29 protein-coding genes are annotated in these 26452 nt (G+C 39.6%); 4 read left to right on the forward strand and 25 right to left on the reverse strand.

Annotated features, from left to right (window positions below):
* Positions 1 to 218: 218 nt before the first annotated feature.
* Together LCM11_RS07955 and LCM11_RS07960 are read left to right on the forward strand one after the other, a co-directional pair.
* Positions 219 to 1109 carry a hypothetical protein gene (locus LCM11_RS07955; RefSeq protein WP_224893712.1) on the forward strand — a complete coding sequence of 297 codons (891 nt, stop codon included), beginning with the start codon at positions 219 to 221 and terminating at the stop codon, positions 1107 to 1109.
* A gap of 37 nt (positions 1110 to 1146) precedes the next feature.
* Complete coding sequence (locus LCM11_RS07960) at positions 1147 to 1305, forward strand: hypothetical protein (protein WP_224893713.1); 159 nt, start codon at positions 1147 to 1149, stop codon at positions 1303 to 1305.
* Between the two features lie 82 nt (positions 1306 to 1387).
* Here LCM11_RS07960 and LCM11_RS07965 read toward each other — a convergent pair whose 3' ends face one another.
* The 14 genes from LCM11_RS07965 to LCM11_RS08030 form a co-directional block, all read right to left on the reverse strand.
* Positions 1388 to 1537, reverse strand: a complete 150-nt coding sequence (locus LCM11_RS07965; protein ID WP_224893714.1) for a hypothetical protein — start codon at positions 1535 to 1537, stop codon at positions 1388 to 1390.
* 91 nt (positions 1538 to 1628) lie between these two features.
* Positions 1629 to 1970, reverse strand: coding sequence for a bacillithiol system redox-active protein YtxJ (gene ytxJ / locus LCM11_RS07970; RefSeq protein ID WP_224893715.1), 342 nt, complete (start codon positions 1968 to 1970; stop codon positions 1629 to 1631).
* Between the two features lie 28 nt (positions 1971 to 1998).
* Positions 1999 to 2163: a hypothetical protein gene (locus tag LCM11_RS07975; RefSeq protein WP_224893716.1), complete on the reverse strand. Its 165-nt coding sequence runs from the start codon at positions 2161 to 2163 to the stop codon at positions 1999 to 2001.
* 131 nt (positions 2164 to 2294) lie between these two features.
* On the reverse strand, positions 2295 to 2597 hold the full coding sequence (locus tag LCM11_RS07980) for a VanZ family protein (protein WP_224893717.1): 303 nt from the start codon (positions 2595 to 2597) through the stop codon (positions 2295 to 2297).
* A 344-nt stretch (positions 2598 to 2941) separates the two neighbouring features.
* Entirely contained in the window at positions 2942 to 4288 is a 1347-nt protein-coding gene (locus LCM11_RS07985; RefSeq protein ID WP_224893718.1) for a glycoside hydrolase family 30 protein, read from the reverse strand.
* 32 nt (positions 4289 to 4320) lie between these two features.
* Positions 4321 to 5160, reverse strand: a complete 840-nt coding sequence (locus LCM11_RS07990) for a carbohydrate ABC transporter permease (RefSeq protein WP_224893719.1) — start codon at positions 5158 to 5160, stop codon at positions 4321 to 4323.
* The gene (locus LCM11_RS07995) at positions 5160 to 6152 is read right to left on the reverse strand and encodes a carbohydrate ABC transporter permease (protein WP_412098137.1); all 993 of its coding nucleotides are present in this window, start codon (positions 6150 to 6152) and stop codon (positions 5160 to 5162) included. Before LCM11_RS07995 ends, LCM11_RS07990 begins: the two co-directional genes overlap by 1 nt.
* Positions 6153 to 6217: 65 nt before the next feature.
* Positions 6218 to 7516 carry an ABC transporter substrate-binding protein gene (locus LCM11_RS08000; protein ID WP_224893720.1) on the reverse strand — a complete coding sequence of 433 codons (1299 nt, stop codon included), beginning with the start codon at positions 7514 to 7516 and terminating at the stop codon, positions 6218 to 6220.
* Between the two features lie 146 nt (positions 7517 to 7662).
* Positions 7663 to 8328 (reverse strand): YesL family protein, encoded by a 666-nt coding sequence (locus tag LCM11_RS08005; RefSeq protein ID WP_224893721.1) that lies wholly within the window; start codon positions 8326 to 8328, stop codon positions 7663 to 7665.
* Between the two features lie 15 nt (positions 8329 to 8343).
* Complete coding sequence (locus LCM11_RS08010) at positions 8344 to 9372, reverse strand: LacI family DNA-binding transcriptional regulator (RefSeq protein ID WP_224893722.1); 1029 nt, start codon at positions 9370 to 9372, stop codon at positions 8344 to 8346.
* A gap of 451 nt (positions 9373 to 9823) precedes the next feature.
* Positions 9824 to 10588 (reverse strand): DnaD domain-containing protein, encoded by a 765-nt coding sequence (locus LCM11_RS08015; protein ID WP_224893723.1) that lies wholly within the window; start codon positions 10586 to 10588, stop codon positions 9824 to 9826.
* 159 nt (positions 10589 to 10747) lie between these two features.
* Positions 10748 to 11059 carry a hypothetical protein gene (locus LCM11_RS08020; RefSeq protein ID WP_224893724.1) on the reverse strand — a complete coding sequence of 104 codons (312 nt, stop codon included), beginning with the start codon at positions 11057 to 11059 and terminating at the stop codon, positions 10748 to 10750.
* Between the two features lie 204 nt (positions 11060 to 11263).
* Positions 11264 to 11941: a hypothetical protein gene (locus LCM11_RS08025; protein ID WP_224893725.1), complete on the reverse strand. Its 678-nt coding sequence runs from the start codon at positions 11939 to 11941 to the stop codon at positions 11264 to 11266.
* A gap of 223 nt (positions 11942 to 12164) precedes the next feature.
* On the reverse strand, positions 12165 to 13262 hold the full coding sequence (locus LCM11_RS08030; protein WP_224893726.1) for an EVE domain-containing protein: 1098 nt from the start codon (positions 13260 to 13262) through the stop codon (positions 12165 to 12167).
* 289 nt (positions 13263 to 13551) lie between these two features.
* Between LCM11_RS08030 and LCM11_RS08035 the strand changes: the two genes are divergently transcribed.
* Complete coding sequence (locus tag LCM11_RS08035; protein ID WP_224893727.1) at positions 13552 to 14166, forward strand: hypothetical protein; 615 nt, start codon at positions 13552 to 13554, stop codon at positions 14164 to 14166.
* A 370-nt stretch (positions 14167 to 14536) separates the two neighbouring features.
* Here the strand turns inward: LCM11_RS08035 and LCM11_RS08040 are convergent, their stop codons facing one another.
* The 7 genes from LCM11_RS08040 to LCM11_RS08070 form a co-directional block, all read right to left on the reverse strand.
* Positions 14537 to 15613 (reverse strand): Gfo/Idh/MocA family protein, encoded by a 1077-nt coding sequence (locus LCM11_RS08040; protein WP_224893728.1) that lies wholly within the window; start codon positions 15611 to 15613, stop codon positions 14537 to 14539.
* Positions 15614 to 15625: 12 nt separating this feature from the next.
* Positions 15626 to 16306, reverse strand: coding sequence for a sugar phosphate isomerase/epimerase family protein (locus LCM11_RS08045; RefSeq protein WP_224893729.1), 681 nt, complete (start codon positions 16304 to 16306; stop codon positions 15626 to 15628).
* Positions 16307 to 16425: 119 nt separating this feature from the next.
* Positions 16426 to 17256: a carbohydrate ABC transporter permease gene (locus LCM11_RS08050; RefSeq protein WP_224893730.1), complete on the reverse strand. Its 831-nt coding sequence runs from the start codon at positions 17254 to 17256 to the stop codon at positions 16426 to 16428.
* The gene (locus LCM11_RS08055; protein WP_224893731.1) at positions 17243 to 18121 is read right to left on the reverse strand and encodes a carbohydrate ABC transporter permease; all 879 of its coding nucleotides are present in this window, start codon (positions 18119 to 18121) and stop codon (positions 17243 to 17245) included. The genes LCM11_RS08050 and LCM11_RS08055 overlap by 14 nt, the downstream gene beginning before the upstream one ends.
* Complete coding sequence (locus LCM11_RS08060) at positions 18122 to 19432, reverse strand: ABC transporter substrate-binding protein (protein ID WP_224893732.1); 1311 nt, start codon at positions 19430 to 19432, stop codon at positions 18122 to 18124.
* Between the two features lie 32 nt (positions 19433 to 19464).
* Positions 19465 to 20382 (reverse strand): DUF1861 family protein, encoded by a 918-nt coding sequence (locus LCM11_RS08065; RefSeq protein ID WP_224893733.1) that lies wholly within the window; start codon positions 20380 to 20382, stop codon positions 19465 to 19467.
* Complete coding sequence (locus tag LCM11_RS08070) at positions 20382 to 21470, reverse strand: glycoside hydrolase family 130 protein (RefSeq protein WP_224893734.1); 1089 nt, start codon at positions 21468 to 21470, stop codon at positions 20382 to 20384. Before LCM11_RS08070 ends, LCM11_RS08065 begins: the two co-directional genes overlap by 1 nt.
* A 284-nt stretch (positions 21471 to 21754) precedes the next feature.
* Between LCM11_RS08070 and LCM11_RS08075 the strand changes: the two genes are divergently transcribed.
* Positions 21755 to 22795, forward strand: a complete 1041-nt coding sequence (locus LCM11_RS08075) for a substrate-binding domain-containing protein (protein ID WP_224893735.1) — start codon at positions 21755 to 21757, stop codon at positions 22793 to 22795.
* A 277-nt stretch (positions 22796 to 23072) separates the two neighbouring features.
* Here the strand turns inward: LCM11_RS08075 and LCM11_RS08080 are convergent, their stop codons facing one another.
* The 4 genes from LCM11_RS08080 to LCM11_RS08095 form a co-directional block, all read right to left on the reverse strand.
* Positions 23073 to 24161: an NAD(P)-binding protein gene (locus LCM11_RS08080; RefSeq protein WP_224893736.1), complete on the reverse strand. Its 1089-nt coding sequence runs from the start codon at positions 24159 to 24161 to the stop codon at positions 23073 to 23075.
* A 167-nt stretch (positions 24162 to 24328) separates the two neighbouring features.
* Positions 24329 to 24808, reverse strand: a complete 480-nt coding sequence (locus LCM11_RS08085) for a hypothetical protein (protein WP_224893737.1) — start codon at positions 24806 to 24808, stop codon at positions 24329 to 24331.
* A 118-nt stretch (positions 24809 to 24926) separates the two neighbouring features.
* On the reverse strand, positions 24927 to 25478 hold the full coding sequence (locus tag LCM11_RS08090) for a GNAT family N-acetyltransferase (protein ID WP_224893738.1): 552 nt from the start codon (positions 25476 to 25478) through the stop codon (positions 24927 to 24929).
* Positions 25479 to 26163: 685 nt separating this feature from the next.
* A complete protein-coding gene (locus tag LCM11_RS08095) occupies positions 26164 to 26400 on the reverse strand; it encodes a hypothetical protein (protein WP_224893739.1) in 237 nt (78 codons plus the stop codon).
* Positions 26401 to 26452 lie beyond the last annotated feature (52 nt).

Genomic DNA, 26452 nt, shown 5'->3' on the forward strand with positions numbered 1-26452 from the left:
AAGGACTTAAACCAGCCAATTTTGCTTTATGTTTTATGTTATCTCGAATTCAAGCCCTCAACTAACCCCCCTTCACTTAAAGACTCCGTTTCGGAATAAATATCCCCATGGCAAAAATGACCTGGTCTCCCTCATTTATAACTCCTTTCATGTTAGCCGGTCACCTTCAATAGAATAAAGAGTAAGGATATTTAACGTGGCAGAAGGAAGGTGTTCCGATGTATAAAAATTGGTTCTTCCGGCGCGTGGATCGCTTTTTTGACTGGCTTGAGAATCACCAGAAAAGCATCTACTCCATTTCCCTCACGATATTCTTTCTGTTAGCTGCTGGAGTCGGTGGTTATATTTCATGGCGATATTGGAATACCCCTATGTTCGCTGACCCTGAAACGATCATTGAACATATGGCGAATATCCCTTTAATTACAGGGATGTTGGCAATGGTTTTGATTCTCGCCGGTGGATCGTTTGTCATATGGATGTCTTTATCGATGATTAAGAAAGTGAAAATTAATAAAATGGAGTTTGATATTAGTGACAGCGCCCTTGCTGAATCAAGAATTCAGCAGCGATTCACATTTATCTCATCCATGCTCGAACAGAATATCGAAATCCTGTCTGATATTTACGAAGATAAGCAATCGTTCAAAAGGAGAATGGAGGAACATACCGTCCAGCAGGAAATCATCAGCTATTTAGCTTCTGACTACCGGGATTACATACGGGTTTTCTATCCAGATTTACAATCCGAATTGTTTATTTTAGGCAACACTGAAAACATGGACCAGAATACGAATCGTATGTATAAATTCCTCCTAAGAAATAAGAAAACGCACCAGGCCGTTTATTCTAACCGTTTACTTAATGGAGAAAATACATTAGTCGGGTTAGCGTATTTTGAAAAAGAATTCGAAGGAGAAGCCGAAGGACAGTATAAAGTAGAAACAGATGAGCATATCATTGTGGTTATGAAAACAGGGTTTGATTTACCGTTTGAGCAATACGATGTGGATGCGCTTCAAAGCATCATTAATTACTCCAAGATATTGTATGAGGAATTAATGATCACGTATTACCTGGATAAAGATCTAGCGATAGAGAACGAATAATGAGTGGTCTGCACCATGCGGGCGAGGAGATGGTACGGTGAACGGAATCGAGAAAGGATCGCTGGAAGAGAAAGCCGAAGAGTTGGTCCGAAGACGCCAAATCCGCATTAAAAAGAACCAGCCTAACCAGGATGGTTCTTCAAGTTTATTGAGATATTTGCGTCAACATAAGAAAGATACAAAGACCCTCTACTAGTAGTGTGAGCTCCTCTACAGCGTTCCGGGAATCATATCACAGCGGGTCTTTTTTTCTAAAAAGATGAAGAAACACACCATAGTTAGAGTGAATCTTTCGAAGCCCTTTTCCTCAGCCATCTCCTCCAGAAGCTGAGCTGGGGAGTTTTCTTAATTGGAACTGGCGGCGTGACTTTCCCCGTGACCTGATCAATAAAGAGCTTAACCCGCTTCCTTAAATAATCCTCGCCCATTTTCATTCCCCCTATCATACATCTGTTAATATTGTATGTCAGGGAGCTTTCAATAACCATAAAATCTGTGGTTTTCAATGGACTATGGGCATCACGGACCAACCGCTTTCCTTATACGCTTTTCTGTTATTTTCCAGTGTGATGTATTCCATACAACTTCTTGCTGATCTATGAGGAGGATTTGAGGAGATTTATGGGAAATGCTTGTATCCTTTGCGATCTCATTGGATACACTTCGGTTTTCAATAACCTTCACCATACAGCAATGGATTTGATCTTCCCCTGCCTTGTGGAAAGCCTTCAGTTGCTTAAAGGCTCTGGCACTTATCAAACAGGAAGTACTATGTTTATAGACTAATACCGGAGAATTCATCGAACGTTTCCATACATTTCGCCAATCTTCCTGTGATGTCAGTTCCTTAATACTCTCCATTTTCGTCCCTCCTGTTAGTCTACTAGCTCTACCTATTGCTTCGATTGTCTAACATAGAACCCAGAACTAAACCTAAAACGATCCCGAGCGGAAGACTTATGGCTAATTGATCAATAGCTACTCCTACACTAGTGCCAATCGCTATACCGAGGACAATGCCTATTCCACGGAACCTTGATTGCCTCATATTCATGTTCCTCTCCAATTTTGCTAAAGTCTATTGATAGGCGCCAGAACATCATTACCATACATACGGCATGATACTGTAAAACGTTTCATAAAATTACTCTCTTACACTTCTAAAAAAGTGCTGAAAACCTAAGTCTATCTCTCTACTGGATTTGTAACTCTGCGACTGGCTTTTACAGAGCCAAAATAGAAAATATGAAAGGTCCCCCATACGATGAGCACCCCGACCGTATCCTTTACCAAATCAATCAAAGTAAAAGAACGCCCTGGCACAAATAATTGGTGAAACTCATCCCCCACCCCGTACAGGATGGAAAATAAAGCAGCCAGGCAGCTCGTTACCTTCGTTAATCTATGATTCACGCCTAAAGCTGCGATGATTAAAACATAAAGCATGGCGAATTCCACAAAATGCATCATTTCAAGAGCCGTATTCATTTCAATAACCCCAGGAACTGCTTAATCGTTCGGATCGAGTAGCTGGACTGCAGCCAGATCATCCCCATGTAAATCAAAGGGAGAAGCGTAATGAATAATCGTCTTATCATGTTAGCCATCTCCTGCCATCTTGAGAGTTTTCTATTATTATAGAAAGTAGAGTAGAGTTTTATACTCCATCCCTCTTAATAGCAGATCGAATAGGGATGGCCTACCCCCCCTTTAAACTAATACGTGGATTTGAGACCTGCCATCAATATCATTCCTCTGTAGAATCCATCAACAAAAAAAGAGTAAATCAATGAAAACTCCATTGATTTACTCAAATAAGGACCATGACCATATTATCTTTCAATAATACAGGTCGTAATCGATCTTTTTGGTAAGTGAACCTCAGAATAATAGTCTTGCAGCTCTATCTTTGTGGATTGCTCTTCTTCTGTTTCATTCAGGAGAACCACAACGATCTCATTCGAATTATTTTTAAACGCTGTTAAAGAAAGACCTTCTGCGGAGGAATTCACTTTCACTCTTTTGGCTCCAGGTCTTATGTACTTGCTAAAATGACCAATGTAATAATAAGAACTGTTAAAATGGACGACATCTCTTTCCGTATCTGCAATAATGGGAGCATCGCAGTAGTTGCCGACATGATTAGGTCCACCCTGTTCATTGAGTACTAAATTCCAATCAATAAACCCTTCAAGCCAGTTGTTCATGTCTCCGATAATATTACGAGCATATCGTTCACCTGTCCCCCATGCCCCTAGCTGTACTCCCCCTTCAATACAACCTTCCGTAAACAGTAAATGCTTGTCAGGAAATTGCTCATGCACTTTAGAAAGGTTCTCGAATTCTTCTGATACATACCAGTGATTTCCTGTTCCCCAAACATATTGAGCCGCTTCTGGATCGGAGAGTACAGCGTAAGCTCTTTCCAAAATCATGTCACGGTTATGATCCCATATAATTACTTTTTTATCTCCATAACCTGCCCTTTGTAAAGTTGGGCCGAGATAGTTCTTAATAAAATCTCTTTCTTCTTCAGCTGTGTACTCACACGAATCCCAGGTTTGGGCTACTGCAGGCTCATTTTGAACGGTAACTCCCCAAATCTTCACATCATTCTCTTCCATAGCAGTAATGTAGGCAGCATAATAATCAGCCCATAGTTGTCGGAATTCCTCTTTTAGCTTCCCACCGTTATTCATTTCATTGTTGGTTTTCATCCATGCGGGAGGGCTCCACGGTGAAGATAAAATCGTCAACTCTTCACCTGCTATTTCCTTCGCATCATGGATCAATGGCAGGACCCATTCCTTCTCACGCTCAATGGTAAAGGACTCAAGAGTTGTATCGTTCTCTTCTACATATGTGTAATTTTCTAAAGCAAAATCACAACTGTTGATATGAGTTCTTCCAAGATTATAGGCCAATCCTTCCTTCTTATCAAAATAGGACTGAATGACCTTGGACCGGTTTTGAGGGGAAATTTGACTAAGAGTGTAACTGGCTGCTTCAGAGAATGCCCCGCCGAACCCCATCCACTCTTGAAATTCTTCTTCTGCTTGAATAGTAATATAGGAATTTCTAGCTGTAGTCGTTTCATTTGAAAATATGGATTTTTCACCTTTATTATCTAAAAATGAAGCTGATTCTTTATCTGATTGGATAACTGTAAACTTTCTCAAAATGAAAACCTCCTTTAAAGCACAACTATTAATTAACTTTTAACAGCTCCGTCGGTAATACTTTTAATGAACATCCGGTTGAATAACAGGAATATGATGATCAATGGTACCGTCGCCCAAAATGTACCTGATAAAATCATTCCATAATCCTTCACTCTGTCGTCCATTAGTGACCGCAGAGCTACTTGAATGGTATGCATGGATTGATCTTTTAAAACGACAAGAGGCCATAAGTAATCACCCCAGATTTGCATGAAGACAATGATCCCAAGCGTGGCAAAGGCTGGTAAAATCGTAGGAATAATGATATTCCAATACATTCGAAAATTACTGCAGCCATCAATTCTTGCGGCCTCCATAATCTCATCAGGTACTGCACTAGCAATATACTGCCTCATCCAGAATATACCAAAAGCATGCATTAATCCTGGTACAATAACAGCTTTTAAATCACTTAGCCAACCAAGCTCTGTAATAATAAAATACGTTGGGATTAGCCCTAGCTGAGGAGGGATCATCATTGTTCCAAGAATCAATACAAATAATATCCCTCTGCCAGGAAAGGGTATTTTAGCGAATGCAAAACCTGCTAAAGAACAAAGGAGAACCACCCCTAACGTAATGGATGTGGAAACGATTAGTGAATTTAACATCGTTCGAAAAAAAGGAATACTGCCTAACACATTCTGGAAATTGGTGACTAGTTCAGAACCAGGGATCAGAGCCGGTGGAGTTTGGTTGATCGTTTCGTTTGAATTCGTTGCCATCACAAACATCCAATAAAATGGAAATAATGAAGCTAACGATACGGTTATAAGGAACCCATAGAGAGAAGACTTAGCCACTTTTTGTTTCACTTTTTCACTGTACATTATTTAGCACCCACCTTATCTGAACCACCAATTCGATTGGTGAAATACATGTTGATCGTAGAGATGATGATAATCAGGACAAACAACACGATAGCTGTGGCAGACGCCGTACCAAAGAAGTTACTGGAGAATGCATCTCTATATAAGTACAAGACCACACTGATTCCTTCGGGTCTTCCTCCACGTCCCTGGAATATTTGTGGTTCTGCGAACAATTGCAAAGCACCAATGGTAGCTGTAAATACGGTAAACAAAATAAATGGTTTAAGCATCGGAATTGTAATATGGATAATTTGTTGGCGAAGGCTCGCTCCATCCATTTTTGCCGCTTCATATAAATCTTTGGGGATACTTTGCATACCAGCTAAATAAATAATCGTGTTATAGCCTACCCATCTCCAAAAAACCATCGTGGCAATCGCGATTTTTGTACCCCATTCAGATCTTGTCCAAGTTATGGGATCCATACCAAATAATCCAATAATGGAATTAACAAGGCCTGATTCTTGGTTACTAAAAATAACACTAAAAACAATGGCTACAGCTACAATTGACGTTACGTAAGGCAAGAAAATGGCTAGCCTAAACAGACTTTGGCCCTTAACTAACGCAGAGTTCAAGGCAAACGCAAGTAATAGCGCAGCAAGTAATTGAGGAGCGGTGCCCATTAAACCAATCACAATCGTATTATATAGTGATTTCCAGAATAGAGGATCGTTAAAAATGATTACGAAGTTATTCAATCCTACAAAGGTCATCTCACCTAAGCCATCCCATTTAAAAAAGGCTAGATAAAAACTAAATAAAATTGGAAATAAACCAAACACCGCAAAGAGAAGATAAAAAGGTGAAATAAATAAATAGCCAGAGATCATGTTTCTTTTTTTCTGAGAAAGCTGTCGCCTTTTAGGTGATTCTTTCTGGTTAGGAATACCAGGTTCAACCTGTTTATCATCATAATAGTGCTCATGTTTTGGCTGTGGTTGAGACATACCCATCCTCCTTTAAAAAATTAAGCGGGCAAGTATGTGCAGCTTGCCCACTTATTTCTCATTGATTAACGTGAAAGTCTTCGCTCGATTCTTGATATGATGTCTTCCCACTCTTGTTCAGGATCAGCCCCATCATACACGTTGTATAATCCTTGAACGACTTCCATATTGGCATCGCCATATTGTTCACCTTTATGAACATGCTCAACCTCTAAAGCTGCGTCTGCGAAGATCTTCGCTACGTTCTGTCCACCATAGTAATCATCCGTTATATTCTTAAACTCTTCTTTTTCATAAACTTCAGGAGTAGATGGGAACATTCCATTATTCTTAAAGGATTTCAATTGCTGCTCAGGAGCCAGCAACCATTTTAAGAACTTATAAGCTTCTTCCGGGTGTTCAGATTGCTTAGGAATCGTCATCCATGAACCTCCCCAGTTCCCTGCTCCTTCAGGCATGGAAGCAATTCTCCAGTTTTCGGCATCTGGTGCATTGTTCTTGATTGTATCCCTCATCCACGCCGGTCCAGGTAAGGTTGCAAAGCTGCCATTCGACATGCCCTCTCCCCATTCTGGTGACCATAATTCATAATTTCCTATGTAATCCTCCTGGATCATACCAGAAACATTCATGAACGCATCTTTTATATAAGGAGAAGAATCAATGATTAGTTCTCCGTCTTTGTTGAAATATTGCTCAGGTGCCTGGTCTTTTTTGGCATTAAATACAGTTTCAGGATTATCAACCATTACTTTTCCTGTCTTTTCTAAAACGGTAGAAGCAACTTTTTCGTAATCTTCCCAAGTTTGCATAAGCTCGTTCACTTCTTCAGGTTTTGAAGGTAATCCCGCTTCCTCGAACACATCTTTTCTATAAAACATTGCGGTTGGTCCAATATCAGTAGGAATACCAAATTGGAATTCACCATCTACACTTGAACCAATCTCCCATACCCAGTCTAAGTAATTGTCTTGAATCTCTTTTGCACCAAATTCATTTAAATTATAAAATTTGTCTTGAGCGCCTTTGTACTTATCAATCTCAGATACCTCGATAGCAGCCATATCAGGAGCTCCACTACCCGCAGATAATGCAGTAAATAGGTTGTTATGATGGTCCGCCATACTAATCTGCTGAATGTCTATACTGACATTAGGATTCTCTTCTACATATTCTTCAACTAAACTTTCATAATCAGCACCAAATAACCAGAAAGACAACTCTACCTCCGCATCTTCAGATCCAACAGTTTTAACATCACCTTCTGAAGCGTTTTCATTTTCTTCCGTACTACTACTGTCCGAACAACCTGCCAAAAACACAGCTAAGACTAGTAAAAACGCAATACTCCAACTTTTCTTCAATATATACTCCCCCTACTCTCTAATTTACTAAACCGGTTTCGTTAATAGCAGCACTTTACCGCTGAAGATAATCCATTGCAGAGATGTATCGTCAGAAAATAAAGAATATTAACACTAAACCGGTTTCGTTATTTGCCATTTTATTACTACCTTCCAATTATGTCAACGCTTTCTTTTTTTTCATGATTCTGGTTTTTTAATTTTTCTATACGAGAACCTATTTGTTTAGACACAAACATGATGACAAATCCAAATAAACTAGTTGAAAAAAAGAGATACAATGAGGGGAGATAATATAAAGCGATCTGAATCCCTATGAAGCTTAGAAAAGCAGCGATGGTAAGGATAGGTGAAGAAAAGGCATAATAAAACGAATGTTTAATAGCTTGTAACGCATTTAGTCGCAAATGAACTAGAAGTGGAAAACTGAACATAAGCATAATGATGTAAAGAACAGTCATAAAAATCCATACTCCTGCTAATGCAGCGAACATACCATTTTCCATAGAAATGGTGAATTGAAGATCTACATAAAGGATCATTCCTACCGCTAATTGAATGACTAATAATAAATTCGCCCTCGTAAATGACTTTTTATATGCTCGCCAATACAGGCTGAACATCTTCTCTTGCAACACCTCTTTCTTCTGCCATTTATCAATTACTTCTAACAAGGCAGCTGTGGAGGGGCCAATTCCCCCAATCACTACGCCCATTAAAGTAAATAAAATCCAAAGAATATTCAGGTAGGCTAATGTAAAAATAAATTCTGTACTCGTCCGAATTGCGGAAAAAGTTTGGTTCGTTTTCATAAGATTTCTCCTTATCTACCAACTTGGTTCTTTTATAATAGGATTACTTGAATCCCTTATGATTAATTGTGGTTCAACAATGAGCCGTGTATGCTCAATATTTTCTCGAATCAGATCTTCCAAAATAAACGCAGCCATCCTTCCAATCTTTTCTTTATCCTGCATGATGGTCGTAAGGGAAGGATCCGTGTGTTTAGATGCAATAATATCATCACAGCCGACTATGGAAAAATTATGTATGTTTTTCCCACTTCCTTTGATTGCTTTCATAGCGCCAATCGCCATTAAATCAGAAGCAGCAAAAATGGCTGTAGGAAGTTGATTTAGACTTAGTAAATCTTTCATTGCTTTGTATCCACTTTCTTCAAAAAAGTCCCCCGATTGAATCCACTCGTCTCTTATTTGCAGTCCATAGGTTTTCATGACTTGTTGAAATCCATCTAACCGTTGTTGGGATACAATAGATTCATCGTTCCCACCAATAAAGGCGATATCCCGCTGGCCATTCAAATAAAAATGTTCTACAGCTAAAGAAGACACTTTATAATTATCTGTAATAATATAGGCCGATTGTTTCCCTTTCAATTCAATATCTACTCCCATACATGGGATATTACTTTGATCTAATTCATAGACAGAGGATTCCACATCCTCACCTCCGATAATGATGCACCCATCTACGTTGTAATGCTGGCAACGAGCTAAATAATCTTCGTCTTCTTTATGAAATTGCTCGTTAGAAAAGAATAATAGATCATATCCTTGAGCTCCGATCGTCTTCTTGAAAGAGCTCACCACATCTACAAAGAATGGGTGGTTGAAATTTGCGTTTATCTTCCCTGCATAAATCACACCAATTACTTTCGTTACTTTTTTCGCAAGAGATTGGGCTGAATAGGTAGGACGGTACCCATACTCTTCCATTATATCCAACACTCTTTGTTTAGTTTTTGAACCTACATCATCATAATTATTAATAATTTTCGAAACGGTAGATTGAGATACTCCAGCCTTTTTGGCTATTTCCTTTATCGTCAATTTCATTTAGACAATTTCTCCTTATTTTTGGATGAATTTATAACCTGCTTTTAGCGTGTAAATTCTATTGCAACTTAAAGGTCCAGATCCCTGCAAGGTAATAGAATCAAGCATGTTGTGCAAACTCTTAAGAAATAAAGACTTCCTGTATGATCTTTCATCAAATTACCAGATGTCTCTGTATCGAGCTTTTAGAATGTTGAGGAAATACAGGGTCCTTCATATTTTTCCTATCCTAACAGATGGTACTAAAAAGAAGCAATTTGGGCTGTTGTGCTGAATCTTTATAGTAAACGAATATAGTTATGTTTCCTCTGTACAGTGAGTACTAATTTTAACACGAAATCGCTTTCGTTTGTTCTTTCTTGGAGACATAACCTTCCAATAAATTTATAAAATTTACCAAGAAAAGATTCAGCTAAGTCGCCATTGTGGTCATTATCGGTTTCTCATAACCTCACCTTTTCCGTTCTCTTCTTACCTCTTCAAAAATATCATCCACTGAAGGACTTTCCTCAGGTTTGCTAATCAACGACCACCGCACCTCCAAATCCAGCGACTCCACTTCCTCAAGCGTCTTCACCCCACGCGCCTGCCAACGCTTTAAGATCCCACCACTGTACTGAAAAAACGGTTTGTTATGCTGAAGGGCGCGCTTCATCGCCTCCAGTACCAGTTCCTCCGGCATATCCTCGCACCACGCCGTAATGGACTCCGCAATGTGAGGATTCAGCATCCCGAAGTTCTGTTCGTAAAAGGTGTGCGGATTTTTGCGTGTGGCGTCCACCACAGTGGTTTTGTCTCGTTTTGTTTCTTTTTGTTTAAGTAATGCGTCCGCTGACTGGTTCATCTGCTCGGTCGCCTGCTGGTCCACCTGCTTGGTCATCTGCACGTCCGCCTGGCGGATCGCTCGCTCATCAGTCAGTCGTCCGCTTTCCGGATATTCACGGGTAATTAACTGATAGATAGGCGCCTGATTTTTCCCTACTGAGCGAAAAGTAAGATAACCCTTCTCTTTTAATTGCTTACGCGCCCGTTTAAACGCACTCTCCGTTAAGCCCGACTTCACTAAAATCGAAGTAGCCGCAAGCGTAATCTCCTCCCGCCAGCCCGCTTTATTATGAAAATGCATGAGCGTGTGCCACAGCACAATCTCGGAAGTCGTCAAGCCATCCAATTCCATCCGGTCATAAAACGCGTTGATTTCTTTAATATAATTCACGACATTCATCCTCCTTCGGTTTGGAGCATAAAAAAAGCCCTCCGATTCTATAATCGAAGGAACTTACGATTTGGTGTCGTTTAATTTAAATTTTTTTAAAACTCTTGAATCATTCGTTTTCAGAGATCTACTTTTCTAACATTCTTTCTCTAAGGTTGATTAAAAATAAACAAAAAGCCACGTAATTAAACTCACGAGTGTATAGAGAACAGCCCCAAAGAATACGCCACCTACATCGGTTTTCAACTCCTCTTCCTCTTGACGCTGGAAAACGGACAAAGCGGCTGCAAAATTGACTCCTTTAGTTAGAGCTCCCCCGCTACTATTGAACAAGAAAAAGACGACCGATAAACCCAACCCTATAAAAAAGCTCCAATCAAGATAAGAAAATGGAACAAGAAGACTGGCTACCCATACGAGAAGTCCAATCACGAATGCAGAAACAACCGATTGCTGGATGACACGCTTCATTTCAATCCCCCTCTTCTTCTTTTTACGTTGGGTAAGGAAGAAAGTTTCGTATCCTTTACAGAAAAAGAATAATCATGAGCCGGCAACGGATCATACAAATACATGTCTTTCATGAGATATTATTCTATAATAAAGGTATATTTCGCCCTGTTTTTTATACAAAAAACTCCCCTGCTGAACGCATCAGCAAGAGAGTCATCATCCTTATTCCACTTCCACTTTATCCAGCGCCTCAAAAGCCTCCGGATAATGAATCGTATCAAAAACTTCTTCCTTCGCGGCATCCACCACGTTGATCGTTACATCATATTCTTCCGGACCTGCGCCATCAAACAATTGATAGAGCATTCCCGTCATGCCCAGCCCCATCACAGCAAATCCGTCCAGGCTGTTTTCATAGGTTTCCCGGTCTACCGATAATATAAATTCAGAAAAATTGGGATTCGCCTGAATATCCTGTATAGACGAATAGTTCTCATCATTCTTTATTTCTTCGACGGTTGCCGTCATCTGCTTCTCCATCTCTTTCATCATTTCTTTATGTTTGGCTTTCGACATTTTATACGTTACGGTATCTCCATTATCAATGACTTCCTGAATACCCTTTTCCTTAGCTTCCGCTTTAATCCGCTCAAAGTCCTGATTCTGAAGTTCAAAGAATGATTTCGGAATCGTAACCTCCACATTTAGCAGGTTCTTATCCACTTCGACCGACTTTTCTTTATCTTCACTGGATGAGCTCTCTTCCTCAGATACTGCTTGTTCTTCCGACTGGTTCACCTCTCCACTCTCTGCTTCTGAGCCTGAACTGGAACCTGAGTCTGAGCCGCATGCAGCCAGCATGAAGAGACAGGCTGCCAGTATCCACCATAATTTCTTCATGTTAACTCCCCCTATACCCCTGAATGTATTTGTTGACCAATATAGGCTATTATATCATTGATGGCAGGATTTTCGTCATGGGAATTTCTGAATCTTTAAAGAATAATTAGATATCTGTCCTTTAGAGCAAAAAAAACAAGCGGCTGTAGTAGACCACTTGTTTCATGAGTTATTTTCATTACGTTATTTATAGAAGAAAATACAATCTAGAAGTAAACTTACTTTATAAGTGGTTGTCTTTAATATACTTCCAGATCAAATCACTTTTCTCCTTATCCACTGAAAAAAGAGTTTGGTTAAACATAAAATTGGAGTCTGTAACATCTTTCATCTTCTTTGCACTTAAAGGATGTTTTAGCTTATTAAAATCTTCAAGTTTCATATAATACTCTTCATCATTTTTCCCTTGATATTCTTTCATATGAACCTCGCCCGTACCAATTCCCATTGCAACAATACCTTTTCCGCTTTGGTAGAGAAAGACCTTGTCCCCTTTTTGAATTCGTTTAATTTTATTCTTCCACGGATGATAGTAGGCGGCAGCTTTTTCCTCATTCATCATCTCATCGTGTGAGTGAGGATTATTTTTATAATTAGTGTTCAGAATAAAGTTTGATTGTTCCATTTCAATTACATCCTGAAACGGCGAATAGGCGTTAAATTCAATAAGTTGTTCATTACTATCGGTCACAAACACTCGATAAACTATAGAATCGATGTTTAATCCTGTTTTCTTCCAATAGTTAACTGCGTTCCTTGTTTTAACATCGGTCCCATCCGTAACAATTAAAAAATGCTGTTGATGATTAAATTGTTCTTTATTAATCGATTCCTCATTCGTTAATTTAAAATACTCCCTATGTTCTTCAACCAATGAATCTGAGTTAGGATTAAATTTTAAAAAGAGTTTTTCTAGATCTTCGTAATTCTTCTGTCCGTAAATTTGCCCGTATCTGAATACCTGAAGTAGATTTTCTTCATTGGATTTCCATCTTTTCAACTCAAATATGTATAACTTACCTGTATGATCCAATGCCATGATGTCTGGCTCTTCCTGAAAACTTCTTTCAGTAAAAATAGGCATTAGAGTTTCTTCATCTAAAATTCGATCCAGGTTCTTTACAAGCAATTCTTCTAAATCTTTTTCCTTCCATCCTACCTTATTTAAGTTAGATCTTTTAAGCATTCTTAAATTATCTCTTTCACCATGGTCCAAATAATAAAGCATAGACATCTTCTCCTTACCTTTGTATTTTTTTGGAGAAATCACCTTTAATCCTAATGGCGCCAGCTTTCTATAAATAAGATTTAAGAGATTCATAACTTAAACCTCCTACCTAAACTAACAAATGGAATTATTTACTATTTTATCATAAAAAAGTTATCAATTGATTATATTTATAATTAATTCTGTCAATCTAACTACATTGACAAACAATCAAATAGTATTCACCAAGACTAAGTGACAGAATTCAAGTTTATACGCAACTAATCGACATCAATAGGCAAAATATGTTTACTTCTCTGCCATATAGGTTATACCACTACCATCCATAACAAACCGAGAGGCCTTCCCAACTGTCGAAGGTCACGTGAAAGGAAGAGGAGCTATGAATACACCACAAAAAATTGTCGATCGTCTGGTTCACTTTACCGTTGAGGCTTATAACGACCGCTATGACTCTCCTACCATCCAGAAGCTGCGCCACGATTATGAATGTGCCCTCGGCCAGGCGATTCAGATGTATAAAGAAGCAAGTGAAGATATCCGCCCGGAAGTGATCCGTTACAATGAACTCATTCTAAAAATAAAAATGATTTTCCAGCAGAAGAAGTCTGAAACAGTAGAAGAGATCCTCGATCTCGACCGGAAGCTGCGTGCGAGAAACGAAGCCTGCCCGGATGCACCGGCGCAGAATCATCCATATGAAATTGTTGACCGTTTAGTATACTTAACCGCTGAAGCATATCAGGACCATGGTCCATCAGAAGCGCTTGATAAACTGCGCCATGATTATGAATGCGCCATAGAAGACGCTGTAAAGGTGTATAAGAAGTCTTATGATAAGATACTTCAGGACTCGATCCGCTACAATGAATTCAGGGAAAAAGTGAAGAAATTCTTCGGCCAGACTGAATGCGAAAATGTCGAGCGAATCCTCACATGGGACGAGGACTTGTCGGAAGGCATGAGCATCCGCCGAAGCCACGGATACATTAAATAAAAACACTCCAGCTTGGAGTGTTTTTTTTAGGTATGTTATGTCCGATATGTATTACATCCAATTCCTCACTAACTCAAGCCGCTTTTATTTTACCATTTTTTACATTTTAGCACGCACATGTGCACCCACCACCGTCGAACTCACAATTAACTAAATATTGAAAGGTCCGATCACACTGCCATACTGCGATGATCACTTAATCCTCTTATTTTTCCAGCTTCTATTGATACTCGATCCTTTTAAGATCATCGTATCACACCAAAATCATTTTAAATCATAAATAAGAGTGCAGGATTTGAAGCCTGCACTCTTATTCGTAGCACTCTAAATCATTTCACATGAGGACCCTCTAGGTGAGCACAACAAACTTCTATAAATAAATCACCTGCCCTGTCCTCGCCGATTCATATATCGCCTCCAACACCTCACTTACCACTGCCGCCTGTACGGGTGTCACTTCAGGATCCGTATCATTCAAAATGCTTTCAATCCACAACCTAGCTTCGCGATCACTGTCACTTTCATCATCACCGCTGTAAAAGGCTACGCCACCAGTGTCAAGCTCTGGCTTAGTAGTATATAGTTTTCCATACTTTTCTCCGTTAATCCTTAACCCATCTTTCATATCCGCTCCTGCTTCTGTTCCGCATAGTGTGCTTTTCGCTTCATCGATATCAAGCGTATTTAGCGCCCAACTTGATTCGAGGATCACCGTCGCTCCATTTTTCATGGTAATGAAACCGAAGGCGGAATCTTCTACGTTAAATTCTTTTGGATCCCATGGACCAAATACGTTGGCTGCATTTTCTTTATCCGATAGCTTATGGTAAACGTTTCCCATGACACTCTTCACTTCATAGTTATCCATCAGCCATAATGTCAGATCCAGAGCGTGGGTGCCTATATCAATTAGTGGTCCACCTCCTTGCTCTTCTTCATTTAAAAACACTCCCCAAGTCGGAACCGCGCGCCTGCGGATGGCGTGAGCTTTGGCAAAATAGATTTCACCGAGTTCCCCATTCTCGCAAACTTGTTTTAAGTATTGGGAGTCATTACGAAATCGATTGTTGTAACCTATAGAAAGTTTCTTTCCTGTTCGTTTTGCTGCTTCAACCATGGCTCTTGCTTCTGTAGCGGTTATCGCCATTGGCTTTTCACACATCACATGTTTTCCCGCTTCTAAAGCATCAATAGAAATGCGAGCATGAGATTTATTCGGTGTACATACATGAACTACGTCAATAGACGTGTCTTCCAATAAATCTCGATAATTCGCATGAACTTGTGCGTTACGCATACCATAATTTTCTGCTGCTTCTGTAGCGCGAGCCTCGACTAAATCACAAAATGCCACGAGCTCCACTTTATCAAGCCTGGCTAAGCTTGGCATTTGCTTTCCATTTGCTATCCCACCACATCCGATAATTCCAATTCGTACTTTCGCCACAACTTTAACCTCCTACACAATTCCACGTAAGTATTCCAAGCTTTGCTCCACGCTTTTAAGGGAATCTTGTTCATATTCCTCCTGCTCGACAGTATACCAGTCGATTCCATGCGCTCGACCACGCTCTACAATGGCTGCAAAATTCATAACTCCAGTGCCTACTTCAACATTTTTTTGATCATCCCAATCGTTCATGTCCTTCATATGAAGAATTTTACAACGATCCTCGTATTTCTCCATAAAATCCAATGATTTCAGTCCACAAACTTCTGCCCAATAGGTATCAAACTCGATAAAAAGATTGTTACGTTCGGTATTGTCTACTAGAATATCTAATCCGTATTCCCCACCATGCTTTTCAAATTCCACGTGATGATTGTGATAACCGAATAACAATCCGTGCTCACCACACGTCTCTCCAATCTTATTAAATAACTCAGCCGTCCGCTTATAGGAATCTGCATTATTTCTATACTGTTTCGGAAGCCCGGGACAAATAATATAAGGACTGTTGATCTCAAGAGAATACTGAATCGTAGACTCTAAATTCTTCTCCAAATCGTGAATTCCAATATGACTACCCGCTGCCTTTAAACCTAAGTTGTCCAAAGTCTTCTTCAATTCAAGACTGGGTGTATCAAAATATCCAGCAAACTCGACGCCATCATAACCCACTTCAGAGACCTTACCCAATGTTCCTAAAAAATCTTGCTCCGTTAAATCCTTTAACGAATACAGCTGTAATCCAATCTGTGCAATACGTCTCTCCTCCTTTTTTTACCCGTAAGCCGCCGCATACCTTGTATATACCATCACTTCAACACAAACTGCATGCCTTTCTTGAAGTTCTTACTAAAGATAATAAATAATATAAGAATCGGCAGCGTTAACAGCACCGATGCTGCGTACATTGGTCCTGGATACCCCCCATAAGGACCGAACATTTGAGCTAACAATACGTTAAGTGTCAGCATATCTTCGCTATTCACTACGATCATATCCCATAATAGCTCCACCCATCTCTCCATAAAAACGAAAAGGAAGATAATTGTGGTAATCGATTTCGACATCGGTAGGACAATCTTCCAAACAATCTTCCATTGGCTGGCTCCGTCGATTTTAGCCGCTTCGATCAGTTCATCCGGCAACCCTCTAAAGAAGTTCGTATACATAAAAATTGCCCACAGGTTTACGGCTTTAGGCAGAATCATTGCCCAGTAGGTGTCATACATTCCAAAGTAACGAATAATTAAGAACAACGGAATCAACAAAATAACTGCCGGGTAAAACATTTGAAAGAGAATTACATTATTAATAACTCGATTCCCCTTAAATTTAAGCTTTGCTAAGGAATATGAGACGAATAAGGCGGTGACAATCATTAATACAGCTGAGGTCGTACTTACGAAAATACTGTTAAAAAAGGACCGCATCCATGGTCTGGCATTGGCCCCTTCCCCTCCAAAAAATAACCATTCATACGAACGCAAGGTGAATTCAGTCGGGATAATTTTTCGATCGACTTGATCCCAGGCGGCAAAGGAACCTAGAACCATGTAAATATAAGGGGCGATCATCAATATAAGTACGCCGAAAGCTAATATATATAGACACGTTAATTTGAACTTATTATTCCCAGCCATGTCTGGCACCCCATTTCTCTAAAATTTTACGAAATACTAGAATGGAACCAAACGTGACAATGGAATTAATAACGGCAATAGCTGTTCCATAACCTGCATTAAGTCGTTCAAACGCCTGGCTATAAATTTCTAACTGCCATGTATGAGTCGCCAAGTCAGGACCTCCACCTGTTAAGACGTAAGGCTCAGTAAAAATTCCAAACATTAGTCCAACTGCCAATATCGTAACCGTATAAAAGGATGGGTAAAGCATAGGCAATGTGACGTACCAAAACTTTTTGAACCCCACAGCTCCATCAATTTCGGCTGCCTCGTAGATATCTTTAGGGATGCTTTCTAGACCTGCGACAAATAAAAGGGCATAGTACCCAGCAAATTTCCAGGCCATCATAAGAGCAATAATTAGAGGGGCCAATATGGAAGATCCCAGCCAATCAATATCAAGACCGAATGTGCCTCGCAGCCAAATATTAAATGGACTATTGTAGGAAAGCACACCATTCACGACAATAGCTGAAGCTACCCCAGAAGCTAAGTAAGGTAAAAAGAAGGCAACGGAAAACAAACCTTTAAATCTTGGAAGCGTATGGATGATCATCGCAAGCATTAAAGCTCCAACTACAGCAATCGGGACAAACATTCCTAAGAATTTATAAGTAACGAAAAAGGCTGCTCTGACACTTTCACTAAAAAATGCTTCAATAAAGTTTGAAATGCCGACAAACTCATAGTCTGGCGAAATTAAATTCCAGTTGGTAAAAGCTAAATAAGTTGCCCACAGTAACGGGAATAAGAAAAATATGAGGGAATAGATGAGGTAAGGGCTGGCAAATAGCCACCCCAACCTCGCAGTACTTTTTTCCATCTACTCCAACACCCCGTCAATGGCGTTCCTTACATCTTCCCAAGCCTGTTCCGCATCTTTCTCTCCCTTAACAACTGGATTTAACCCTTCCGTTCCGATTAACTCTTGAACCTCTGCCGTCTTCTCACTAGCAATAGGAGGTACAGCATTTGGAATATTATCAGCATACTTCTTCAGTTCTGAATTCTCCTCCAAGAATTCAGTAAAAGCATCGTTCGTCGCTAAGTCATCTCGAGCTGGCGGGAGGTTCGTCTTTTCAAACCACTCTAAATCATTTTCAGGCTTAGAGAATACCCAATTCACGAAATCAAATGCAGCTTGTTGTTGTTCTTTTGTTGCTGAAGCATAAATCGACAAACCTTTCGTATCAGCAAACGTTTTAGGATTTTCTGTTCCTTCTTCACTAGGTACGGGCGGCATGGTAAGCTCATACGTTTCGCCTTCCACCATTTCTGGGAACTTCTCGTCCCAGTAAGAGAACGTCCACGGACCAATGTCCATCATAATGGAATCACCTGACTCAAATGGATCTGTTGCTTCACGAGTCAATAGCATATCCCCTTCAGCCATTTGACTAAAGAATTTAAATGTCTCGACTGCCGCTTCATTATCGGCGACTAATTTGTTATCTTCTACAAAGTTGTTTCCATCCGAAGCCGCATTATATAACATGAAGAAATCAAACCACCGCGCATGCCATGTCGGTTTAACAAGGTCTGCTCTTGACCAAAGAAATTTCTCAGGATATTTTTCCTTTAACTTTTCCCCCGCTTTTAATACTTCATCATAGGTGCGAGGAGCTTCATCAAAGCCAAGTTCCGCTAAGATATCGGTTCTCCAAGCGAATAACATAGGGTTCGAATAAACTGGAAGTACGAATTGTTGATCATCCGTAAACGTCCATGAGGACATAGTTTCTTCCATTTGCCGTTCCTGAATTAACTTCTCGTACCCCTCAAATTCATTGAAAGGAACAATGGCACTACTAGCAGCTAATTGAGCTGCAAATCCTCTAGATATATTTTCTGAAATGGCCGGAGCATTTCCTGCTGCAATGGCTGACTGAATACCAGCCTCCGAAGAAGGGCTTTCTGGCATAGGAGTAACATTTATGCTTACTCCATCCTCTTCCTCCATATACTGTTGAGCCATATCTTCCCAAAAAGCTTCCTGAGTCGGGTTAGGTGCTGCCCAGAACTCAAACTCCACTTTGCCGTCTGAGCTGCCTTCCCCTCCACCACTATCTGACTGACACCCCGACACGATCAATCCACTAATCATAAGAAGTAACACGAAGCATAACTTTTTCATTTTATTCTCCCCTTCCAAGTTTGTAATCGCATTCATTTTCTTGTAAATGGATTAAGTATAACTGCTTTATGTGCTTCAGCATCGCTCACTCCCACATAAAGCTCTGCCTTTCCATCTTCCAGCTGTATCAATCCTCCGCTGAACAAAACATCCTGCAGATCTGGCCGCTTGGCTTCGCCTTCCGGAAAATCATTTCTAGTAGCGATAATCTTCATATCAACGAATTGATTCGTTCTTCGTTCATAGATACAGGTAAACGGATAGTAATGCCTGTTCCCTTGTTCATCAAAACTTGCGATATGGCCAAGGACACCAATTTCTCCATTTTCAAGTAAGTGGAGCTCGTTGGCCCCGCCCCATTCTTGCTCTGTAAAATGAGCGTCAACGAGGGGAGCATTTTCAATTAAGGAAGCATAGAGCTGTTCGAGTGATTTTACTTCTGTATAGCCGATTTTTCCACGTCCTCCTTTTTCCCCTTGGGGGCGTGTAAAAACTCCAATTTGATGGTCTTCTAATTGCAAGAGGCGAATGTCCTTCATGCCCTCTGGCCCTTCGGCAAAAAGCCGAAGATTGTTGATCGAATCTCCTTTATAGAAGACGGTTTTCCAAGTCAAAGCTCCTTCGTTAGTCGGATGGGGAGAAATCTTAACTCCACCGAACACGAGCTGGCCATGAATGTTACTAACAAAAGGATCTTGCAGGTTATAACTAGCGGTATTTTTACGCGGAGACCAAACATCATTTTCTCTAACAAAAAAGATTACATCGGAATCCTCCGTGAGGCGCCCTTCAACTCTCGCTGCAATCACCCATTCCCCTTCATCAAGAAAAGGGGCGGTAATGTTATATACATCACGTTCACCGACTCCAGTAAACAGAATCCTATCACTATCCAAAACTTTAGGGTGCTTTCTATACTCAGTTAACAGGTTAGAAACCGTATAAATCATTAAATCCCCCCACTCTCAGGAACTTTTTCATACGTCAATTCAGCTAACAGTTCTTTTAAACTTATTTCAGCGAGTGCCATCGATGTATCAGCCACTCCATAATAAATGCGGATTCTGTCATCCTGTAATGTTACTCCACAGGTGAAAACCACCTGATCAAAAAAGCCATTAACTTCATAGTCCGCTTTCGGTTCTAAAATTGGTTTATCGGTTTTTGCTAAAACTTTTGCTGGGTTATCAAGATCAAGTAGCACTGCCCCGAGACAGTAACGATCTTCAGTATCCGCCGCATGATAAATTTCAAGCCAACCTTTATCGGTTTTAAAAGGCACAGCTCCTCCCCCAATTCTCCCGCTGTCCCAGCTACCCTCCCGTAAACCAAGCAAGTGTTTGTGATTTCCCCAGTGAAGCAGGTTGTCTGATTCTGCGATCCAGATTTCTGGACGGCCAATCCCTTTAGGAACCGGACGATGCAAGGCGTAATATTTACCGTTTATCTGTTCCGGGAAAATAGCGACATCTTTATTTTCAGGATGGAGAATGAGTCCATGCCTTTCATAAGAATTAAAATCTTTTGTAGAAATTAATCCAACACCCACTCCCTTTTCGGATACAGCGCTGTATTGAATGTAATATGTATCTTCGATTTGAGTTACTCTTGGATCCTCGATCCCCCAAGCTTCTAACTCAGCTTCTGGATAGAGAAAAGGCTGTTCATCTACGGTGAAATTCTGTCCATCTTTACTTCTAGCCAATCGTATATAAGATAATGACGTTAAAAATGCCGTTTCTTCCTTTTGACGAAGACGAACCGTCCGTGGGTCCGAGAAATCGTACGCGGGGTTCTTTCGATCCAGTTCGATTAGCTTCAATGTATTTTCGTTATTAGAAAAATCAATAATAGGTGCTTTTACTATATTGTTATTTTGACTTAAGGGACGCTCAGCTACTCTAAGCAGCATGAGTGTCTCCCCTTTATACTCTGCTATCCCTGCGTTAAACACTCCGATAACTTCATGGCTCTCATGATAGGGTGAGACATCATCCGGTGTTATAATCGGGTTATCTTTAAACCTGTTAACTTCCATACCATTCAAGACCTCCTCATTAAATTGTTTTTTGTAAGCCCTTTCATAAGGATCAAAAAATAAAAAATACATGCTTTTGTCACATTACAAAAACTGAATTAATCCAAATAAGTAACCTTACAAACAATTATAACTTCATTCTATGTAAAGTCAATGTCATTTAAAGTTTTTTATGAAAAACTCATAAACATTGAATTAATCAAGTGATTTAAGTATATTAAAAGTAACGTTACAATTTATTGTTAATACAAGATATTTGAAATAGACAGAGAGGTTGACTAAATATGGCGAAGAAAGTGACCATGCAGGACATCGCAGATCATCTGAACATATCGAAGAATTCCGTGTCTCAGGCGCTGTCAGGTAAACCAGGCGTGAGTGAAGAAACGAGAAGTCTTGTCCATAAAGTAGCTAAAGAAAAAGGTTATCGATACAGTCGTTCTTCACAACCCTCACTACCCAATGAGCAGAAAACAGGTAACATTGCTTTAATTGCGTCTGAATTTGCTTTCTCTATGAAGAGTTTTTTCGGGGAAATATATTTAAGTGTAGAAGAAGAAGTAAACAATCGAAACAAAAACTTATTAATTCAATCCATCAACAAGCAATCCAAAGAGAAACTAAAACTTCCTTCTTTTATCGAAAATGGACAAGTGGACGGCATACTTATACTCTCTCACATTAGTAATGAGTATATTAACAAGGTGATCGACACAGGTATTCCCACTGTCTTAATTGATCACCATCACCCCAGCATTCAAGCAGATGCAATCCTGACGAACAACAGATTTGGCGCATACAACGCTATCAAGCATTTAATAGAATTAGGGCATGAGAAGATTGCATTTATTGGAGATGTGGAATACTCACCAAGTTATCAAGAGAGGTTAGAAGGTTATATGCTAGCATGCAAGGAATACGGAATCAAAACCAAGAAAGAATTTCTATTCACAGATGCACCCGAGAATGCCAATGTCATCAACCATTATATTTCTCAATTAGAACATCAACCTACAGCATGGTTCTGCGTCAATGATGGCCTCGGTTACCATGTCAACTCAGGACTGCAAATTTACGGTATTAAAGTCCCTGAGGAAGCTTCTGTATGTAGTTTTGATAACGGGCAATTAGCTCAGTTGTCGACACCAGGCATTACTTCCATGGATATTAATTTTAAAGCTTTCGGTCAAAGTGCCGTTAAAAAGTTATTTTGGAGAATGGAAAACAAAGACGAGCCATATCAGGAGATTTTGCTGCCGGCAAAGCTGGTCAAAAGAGAATCAACAGCTTGTAATAAATTTGGAGAGACTATACAGGAAAAATAACCCTTAAAACTACTGGCGAAAAGGCAGACTAACTTAAAAATACTATTGCCCCCTATAGTAATATACTTTACCGCTGAAGCCTATAATGATCGAGCATCTTCTAAGGCGCTTGAGAAGCTCACGCCACGATTATAAATGCGCTATAGAGGATACTGTGAATGTTGATAAGAAACATAATGAATTTGGCATAATAATTTGAGCCATTTTTTATACAAAAGAGCCTGACCTCCTATAATATGGAGTCAGGCTCTTTCATTCTTTAAAAGGAAAGTATTCGTTATTTCGACGTAAAAGGCTTCAACAAGTGGCTGAGCCCTTTCAAAACACTCAAGTTCGAGTCGGTGACCATTTTCCTCACCATCGAATTGTGAAGAGATTTAGTCACTAAATCCATTTGATGATTGCTCAGGCTTTCAATCGCTCTGCGGAGTACAAGGGAATCATCATAATCCTCATAGAGCGGTTTACATAGCTCTTCATAATCCCCAAGCCCGCATATGTCCTGAGCTGCGTAAATGCCGCTAAGAATAGACCCCGTCTGCCCAAATCCTAAGAATGGAGTTGTCGCTCCAAAACAGTTGCCAACAAAGAACGTGTTGCCGATTCGAGGATAATAACACTTTCCTACCATGTAATCGGTGATCGTAAATTCTTTTTCAATTATAATTTCCTGGTTTAAAGTACGGGAGGCTTGCTTCACCATTACGTTCCAAAACTCATTTCTTTTTTGTAACCACTCATCTTCATATTGCGGATAGACGATGACGAGAGTCGCTTCTGTTTCGGAGTGAGGCAGCAAGTAACCCATACCTTTTGGAGCAAAATCGTTATTGAACCAGGTATGTACCTCATTACGGACGAAGTCCCCTTTGACGATAGCACCGGCAAAAGCAGAAGCTAATGCTATGTCATATGTTTGAATTTGCTGTATATCCTGCGGATCGCCTGTGGATAATACCACATGGGTATATTCTTTTGAGAGGTCTTCATAAGTCGCATTGCTGTCATAATGGATTTTGCTATGAACCAGCTGTTGGGCTAATTGTTTCTCATAGGATTCCTCATATTCGCCCCGCATATTGATAAAACCGATATTTCCTTCTACATAGGCAGATTCGTTTTCGGAATGGACATATATTTTCTGTACATTATTGGTAGGCTTTAAGTCGATACCATATGTTTCCGAAAAGAATTTCACCGAGTCCTTGATGGGTGTGTGAAGAATAGGCGTTATTAATTGCGCAATGTCATAGCGAAAACCTATTTCATTTTGATGTTCAAAAATATCAGCAGAATGCCCATGTTTCTCTAATGTCACGGCACATGAAAGACCGGCAAGTCCTGCTCCGATAATCGCGATTTTCACAAGGCGCTCCCCCTTTTCTTTATAGTGTGCGTAAGGAGGCCCGTTTTATTCCTGCCGTCGTGTCCTGCCAGCCTGTTCCATTGGCATACTTAACGATAGCCACGCTTACTGTGCAGCTATCGCCCGATAGTTTAAGATTTAAATTCAAGGTCTATATTCATGAAAGTTTATTTAGAATCTACATGTAACGAAAATGCAAAACTGACCTTCCCATGCTCCCAATTAGCAAGAATCTCATAAATTACTTTACCATCTTCCTGTGGAATGACCACCTCTTCGTAACTACGTTTCACTTCATTTTTTTCGGGGTCCCATATTTTCACTTTATAACTCTTGGGTTCTTCATCGAAATAAAGATTAACTTTTGAATCGGGAGTAACTATAACGCTTTGTTGCTCCTTCACTAACACGGGGGGAGCTGCAGAAGCAGCATGCTTGCTGGTAGAGGTCCCATCTTTCTTCGTATAACTCCAATTATAAGTGCCACGCACCGGTTTAACGGTAGTATCACCCACCTCGATTCTTAAGTCAGGTGGTGTTTTAGAAGAAATTTCTGAAGAGTTTGTTGTGTTATCTTCTTCATTCAAGCACCCTGACAACACTAGAGGAATAATTAGAAGGAACGTGGAAATAAATATTCGACTCACTATTAACCTCCTTTTAGTAATGAGACGATTGTTCTAAGGAAAAGTTTTGATATTCAAAAGAGGCAATTGTATAGCAGAAGCCTCCAAATCGAGACATTTTCGCATGCAAAAGAAGGTATCAGCTTTGAATAAAATCCCACTCTCTTCGTAATATCCCCATTTTCACAGCATCAAAATAATGACCATTTACGTTCCTGGCTTCTCTAATTCTCGCCTCTTCTTTCATCCCTAACTTTTCAGCAACTTTAATCATTCTTCTATTTCCTGAACAAGTAGACATTCCCAGGCGATGTAATCTCGTATTTTGGAAAATATGATCAGTCCAAAGAGCATAGGCCTCACTGCCGTAGCCGCCATTCCAATAATTCTTATCATATATAACAATACCTGTCTCTAACCAATCCGTATTTTTATCTACCCAATAAGAACCAACATAGCCAATCGCTTTACCATTTACTAATATAACTAAAGAAGCAGGTAGACCAGGGTGAATTTCTTGTGCCCAATGACTTCTGTATTCCGCCTTCGATATTTTTTCTTCACTTATGTATGGTCCATTCCATTTTTTAGCTTCTTGTTCTTCATCCTCATATTTCCAGAAATATAACTCATCTATATCACGTTCTGCTGCTTCCTTTAAAAGAACTTGATTACCTTTAATTTGGACCAAATCATACCCTCCATGTGAACTTTTTCTCCTCAAATACTACCCCTATTTTAAACTTCGAGACATTATCAAAAGTCTACTACAATTAAAGATCATTTAGAATTGCGGGATTTCTTCTTTAGGGAAAATGGTACAAACCAATAACCTATAATCACTCCCGCTATTACAGTTCCTATTAAATGATTGCTGTATATACCATCATGGTTAATAAAGCTTAGTAATAGAGAGATTATAGACATTAATGCAGCCATGCCTATCGCGTATAACAACCGTTTTTTATAACTCATGCGTCCCCTCCGAACATTAGTTTTGAGACCCTCCCAGAAATAGTGCTCTATATTATTCCAATTCAAAGCATCTTGAACAGTACATAATCTGTTCGGTACCCCAGCTTTTTAAGAAAGACCATCCATTTAGCTTTTTCGGTGTAGTAATAATGGCTATCTTCTCATCTTTTTCCACTTCTCTTCTACAATTACTGCAAGTAAACTTATCGCCAATAATAATTGTTCACCCTCTTGTTAAAAATAATTTCACAGGAGAAACTATACAAATTGTAAATTAATCCTATTTAATAAAAAAGTGACTACTCGTATGGAGGGGCTATTTGAAAGGGTAACGTCAAAAGCTTGAAGCCATTTATAAGAATTATTCATTAGGTACTTATTAAATAAAAAGTCTATGGGGGTTATATGAATAATACAATACCAGATGTTATTAGAAGAATAATAGCAAGTCCTGTATTCACATAGCCTATAACACTTTCTCCTTCTTTAATCGAAATAAACTCATAAGTGATGACGATTAAAGCTAACAGAAATAAAAAAAGATCGGTGCTACTATTCCAATTAGCCACTTTAGTTGCTAAGTAGAATGCCATCAGGATAATTAACAAAATTCTTAAGGATTTTTTAGCTATTTTCAATGCAATCACCTACCGAATAGCTTATTGCAACCCCCGCTATTTTTTAATAAGA

It is taken from the genome of Halobacillus halophilus (genome assembly GCF_020171985.1).
Lineage (GTDB): Bacteria > Bacillota > Bacilli > Bacillales > Halobacillaceae > Halobacillus > Halobacillus halophilus_A.

What these genes read in the sequence shown, in the direction of transcription:
- LCM11_RS07990 (WP_224893719.1), bottom strand. Translation starts at nt 5,160, where the DNA reads ATGTACAGTGAAAAAGTGAAACAAAAAGTGGCTAAGTCTTCTCTCTAT.
- LCM11_RS07965 (WP_224893714.1), bottom strand. Translation starts at nt 1,537, where the DNA reads ATGGGCGAGGATTATTTAAGGAAGCGGGTTAAGCTCTTTATTGATCAG.
- LCM11_RS08065 (WP_224893733.1), bottom strand. Translation starts at nt 20,382, where the DNA reads ATGATTTATACGGTTTCTAACCTGTTAACTGAGTATAGAAAGCACCCT.
- LCM11_RS08075 (WP_224893735.1), top strand. Translation starts at nt 21,755, where the DNA reads ATGGCGAAGAAAGTGACCATGCAGGACATCGCAGATCATCTGAACATA.
- LCM11_RS08030 (WP_224893726.1), bottom strand. Translation starts at nt 13,262, where the DNA reads ATGAATCTCTTAAATCTTATTTATAGAAAGCTGGCGCCATTAGGATTA.
- LCM11_RS08070 (WP_224893734.1), bottom strand. Translation starts at nt 21,470, where the DNA reads ATGGAAGTTAACAGGTTTAAAGATAACCCGATTATAACACCGGATGAT.
- ytxJ (WP_224893715.1), bottom strand. Translation starts at nt 1,970, where the DNA reads ATGGAGAGTATTAAGGAACTGACATCACAGGAAGATTGGCGAAATGTA.
- LCM11_RS07975 (WP_224893716.1), bottom strand. Translation starts at nt 2,163, where the DNA reads ATGAATATGAGGCAATCAAGGTTCCGTGGAATAGGCATTGTCCTCGGT.
- LCM11_RS07955 (WP_224893712.1), top strand. Translation starts at nt 219, where the DNA reads ATGTATAAAAATTGGTTCTTCCGGCGCGTGGATCGCTTTTTTGACTGG.
- LCM11_RS08025 (WP_224893725.1), bottom strand. Translation starts at nt 11,941, where the DNA reads ATGAAGAAATTATGGTGGATACTGGCAGCCTGTCTCTTCATGCTGGCT.
- LCM11_RS07995 (WP_412098137.1), bottom strand. Translation starts at nt 6,152, where the DNA reads ATGTCTCAACCACAGCCAAAACATGAGCACTATTATGATGATAAACAG.
- LCM11_RS07980 (WP_224893717.1), bottom strand. Translation starts at nt 2,597, where the DNA reads ATGAATACGGCTCTTGAAATGATGCATTTTGTGGAATTCGCCATGCTT.
- LCM11_RS08050 (WP_224893730.1), bottom strand. Translation starts at nt 17,256, where the DNA reads ATGGCTGGGAATAATAAGTTCAAATTAACGTGTCTATATATATTAGCT.
- LCM11_RS08010 (WP_224893722.1), bottom strand. Translation starts at nt 9,372, where the DNA reads ATGAAATTGACGATAAAGGAAATAGCCAAAAAGGCTGGAGTATCTCAA.
- LCM11_RS08055 (WP_224893731.1), bottom strand. Translation starts at nt 18,121, where the DNA reads ATGGAAAAAAGTACTGCGAGGTTGGGGTGGCTATTTGCCAGCCCTTAC.
- LCM11_RS08005 (WP_224893721.1), bottom strand. Translation starts at nt 8,328, where the DNA reads ATGAAAACGAACCAAACTTTTTCCGCAATTCGGACGAGTACAGAATTT.
- LCM11_RS08035 (WP_224893727.1), top strand. Translation starts at nt 13,552, where the DNA reads ATGAATACACCACAAAAAATTGTCGATCGTCTGGTTCACTTTACCGTT.
- LCM11_RS08020 (WP_224893724.1), bottom strand. Translation starts at nt 11,059, where the DNA reads ATGAAGCGTGTCATCCAGCAATCGGTTGTTTCTGCATTCGTGATTGGA.
- LCM11_RS08060 (WP_224893732.1), bottom strand. Translation starts at nt 19,432, where the DNA reads ATGAAAAAGTTATGCTTCGTGTTACTTCTTATGATTAGTGGATTGATC.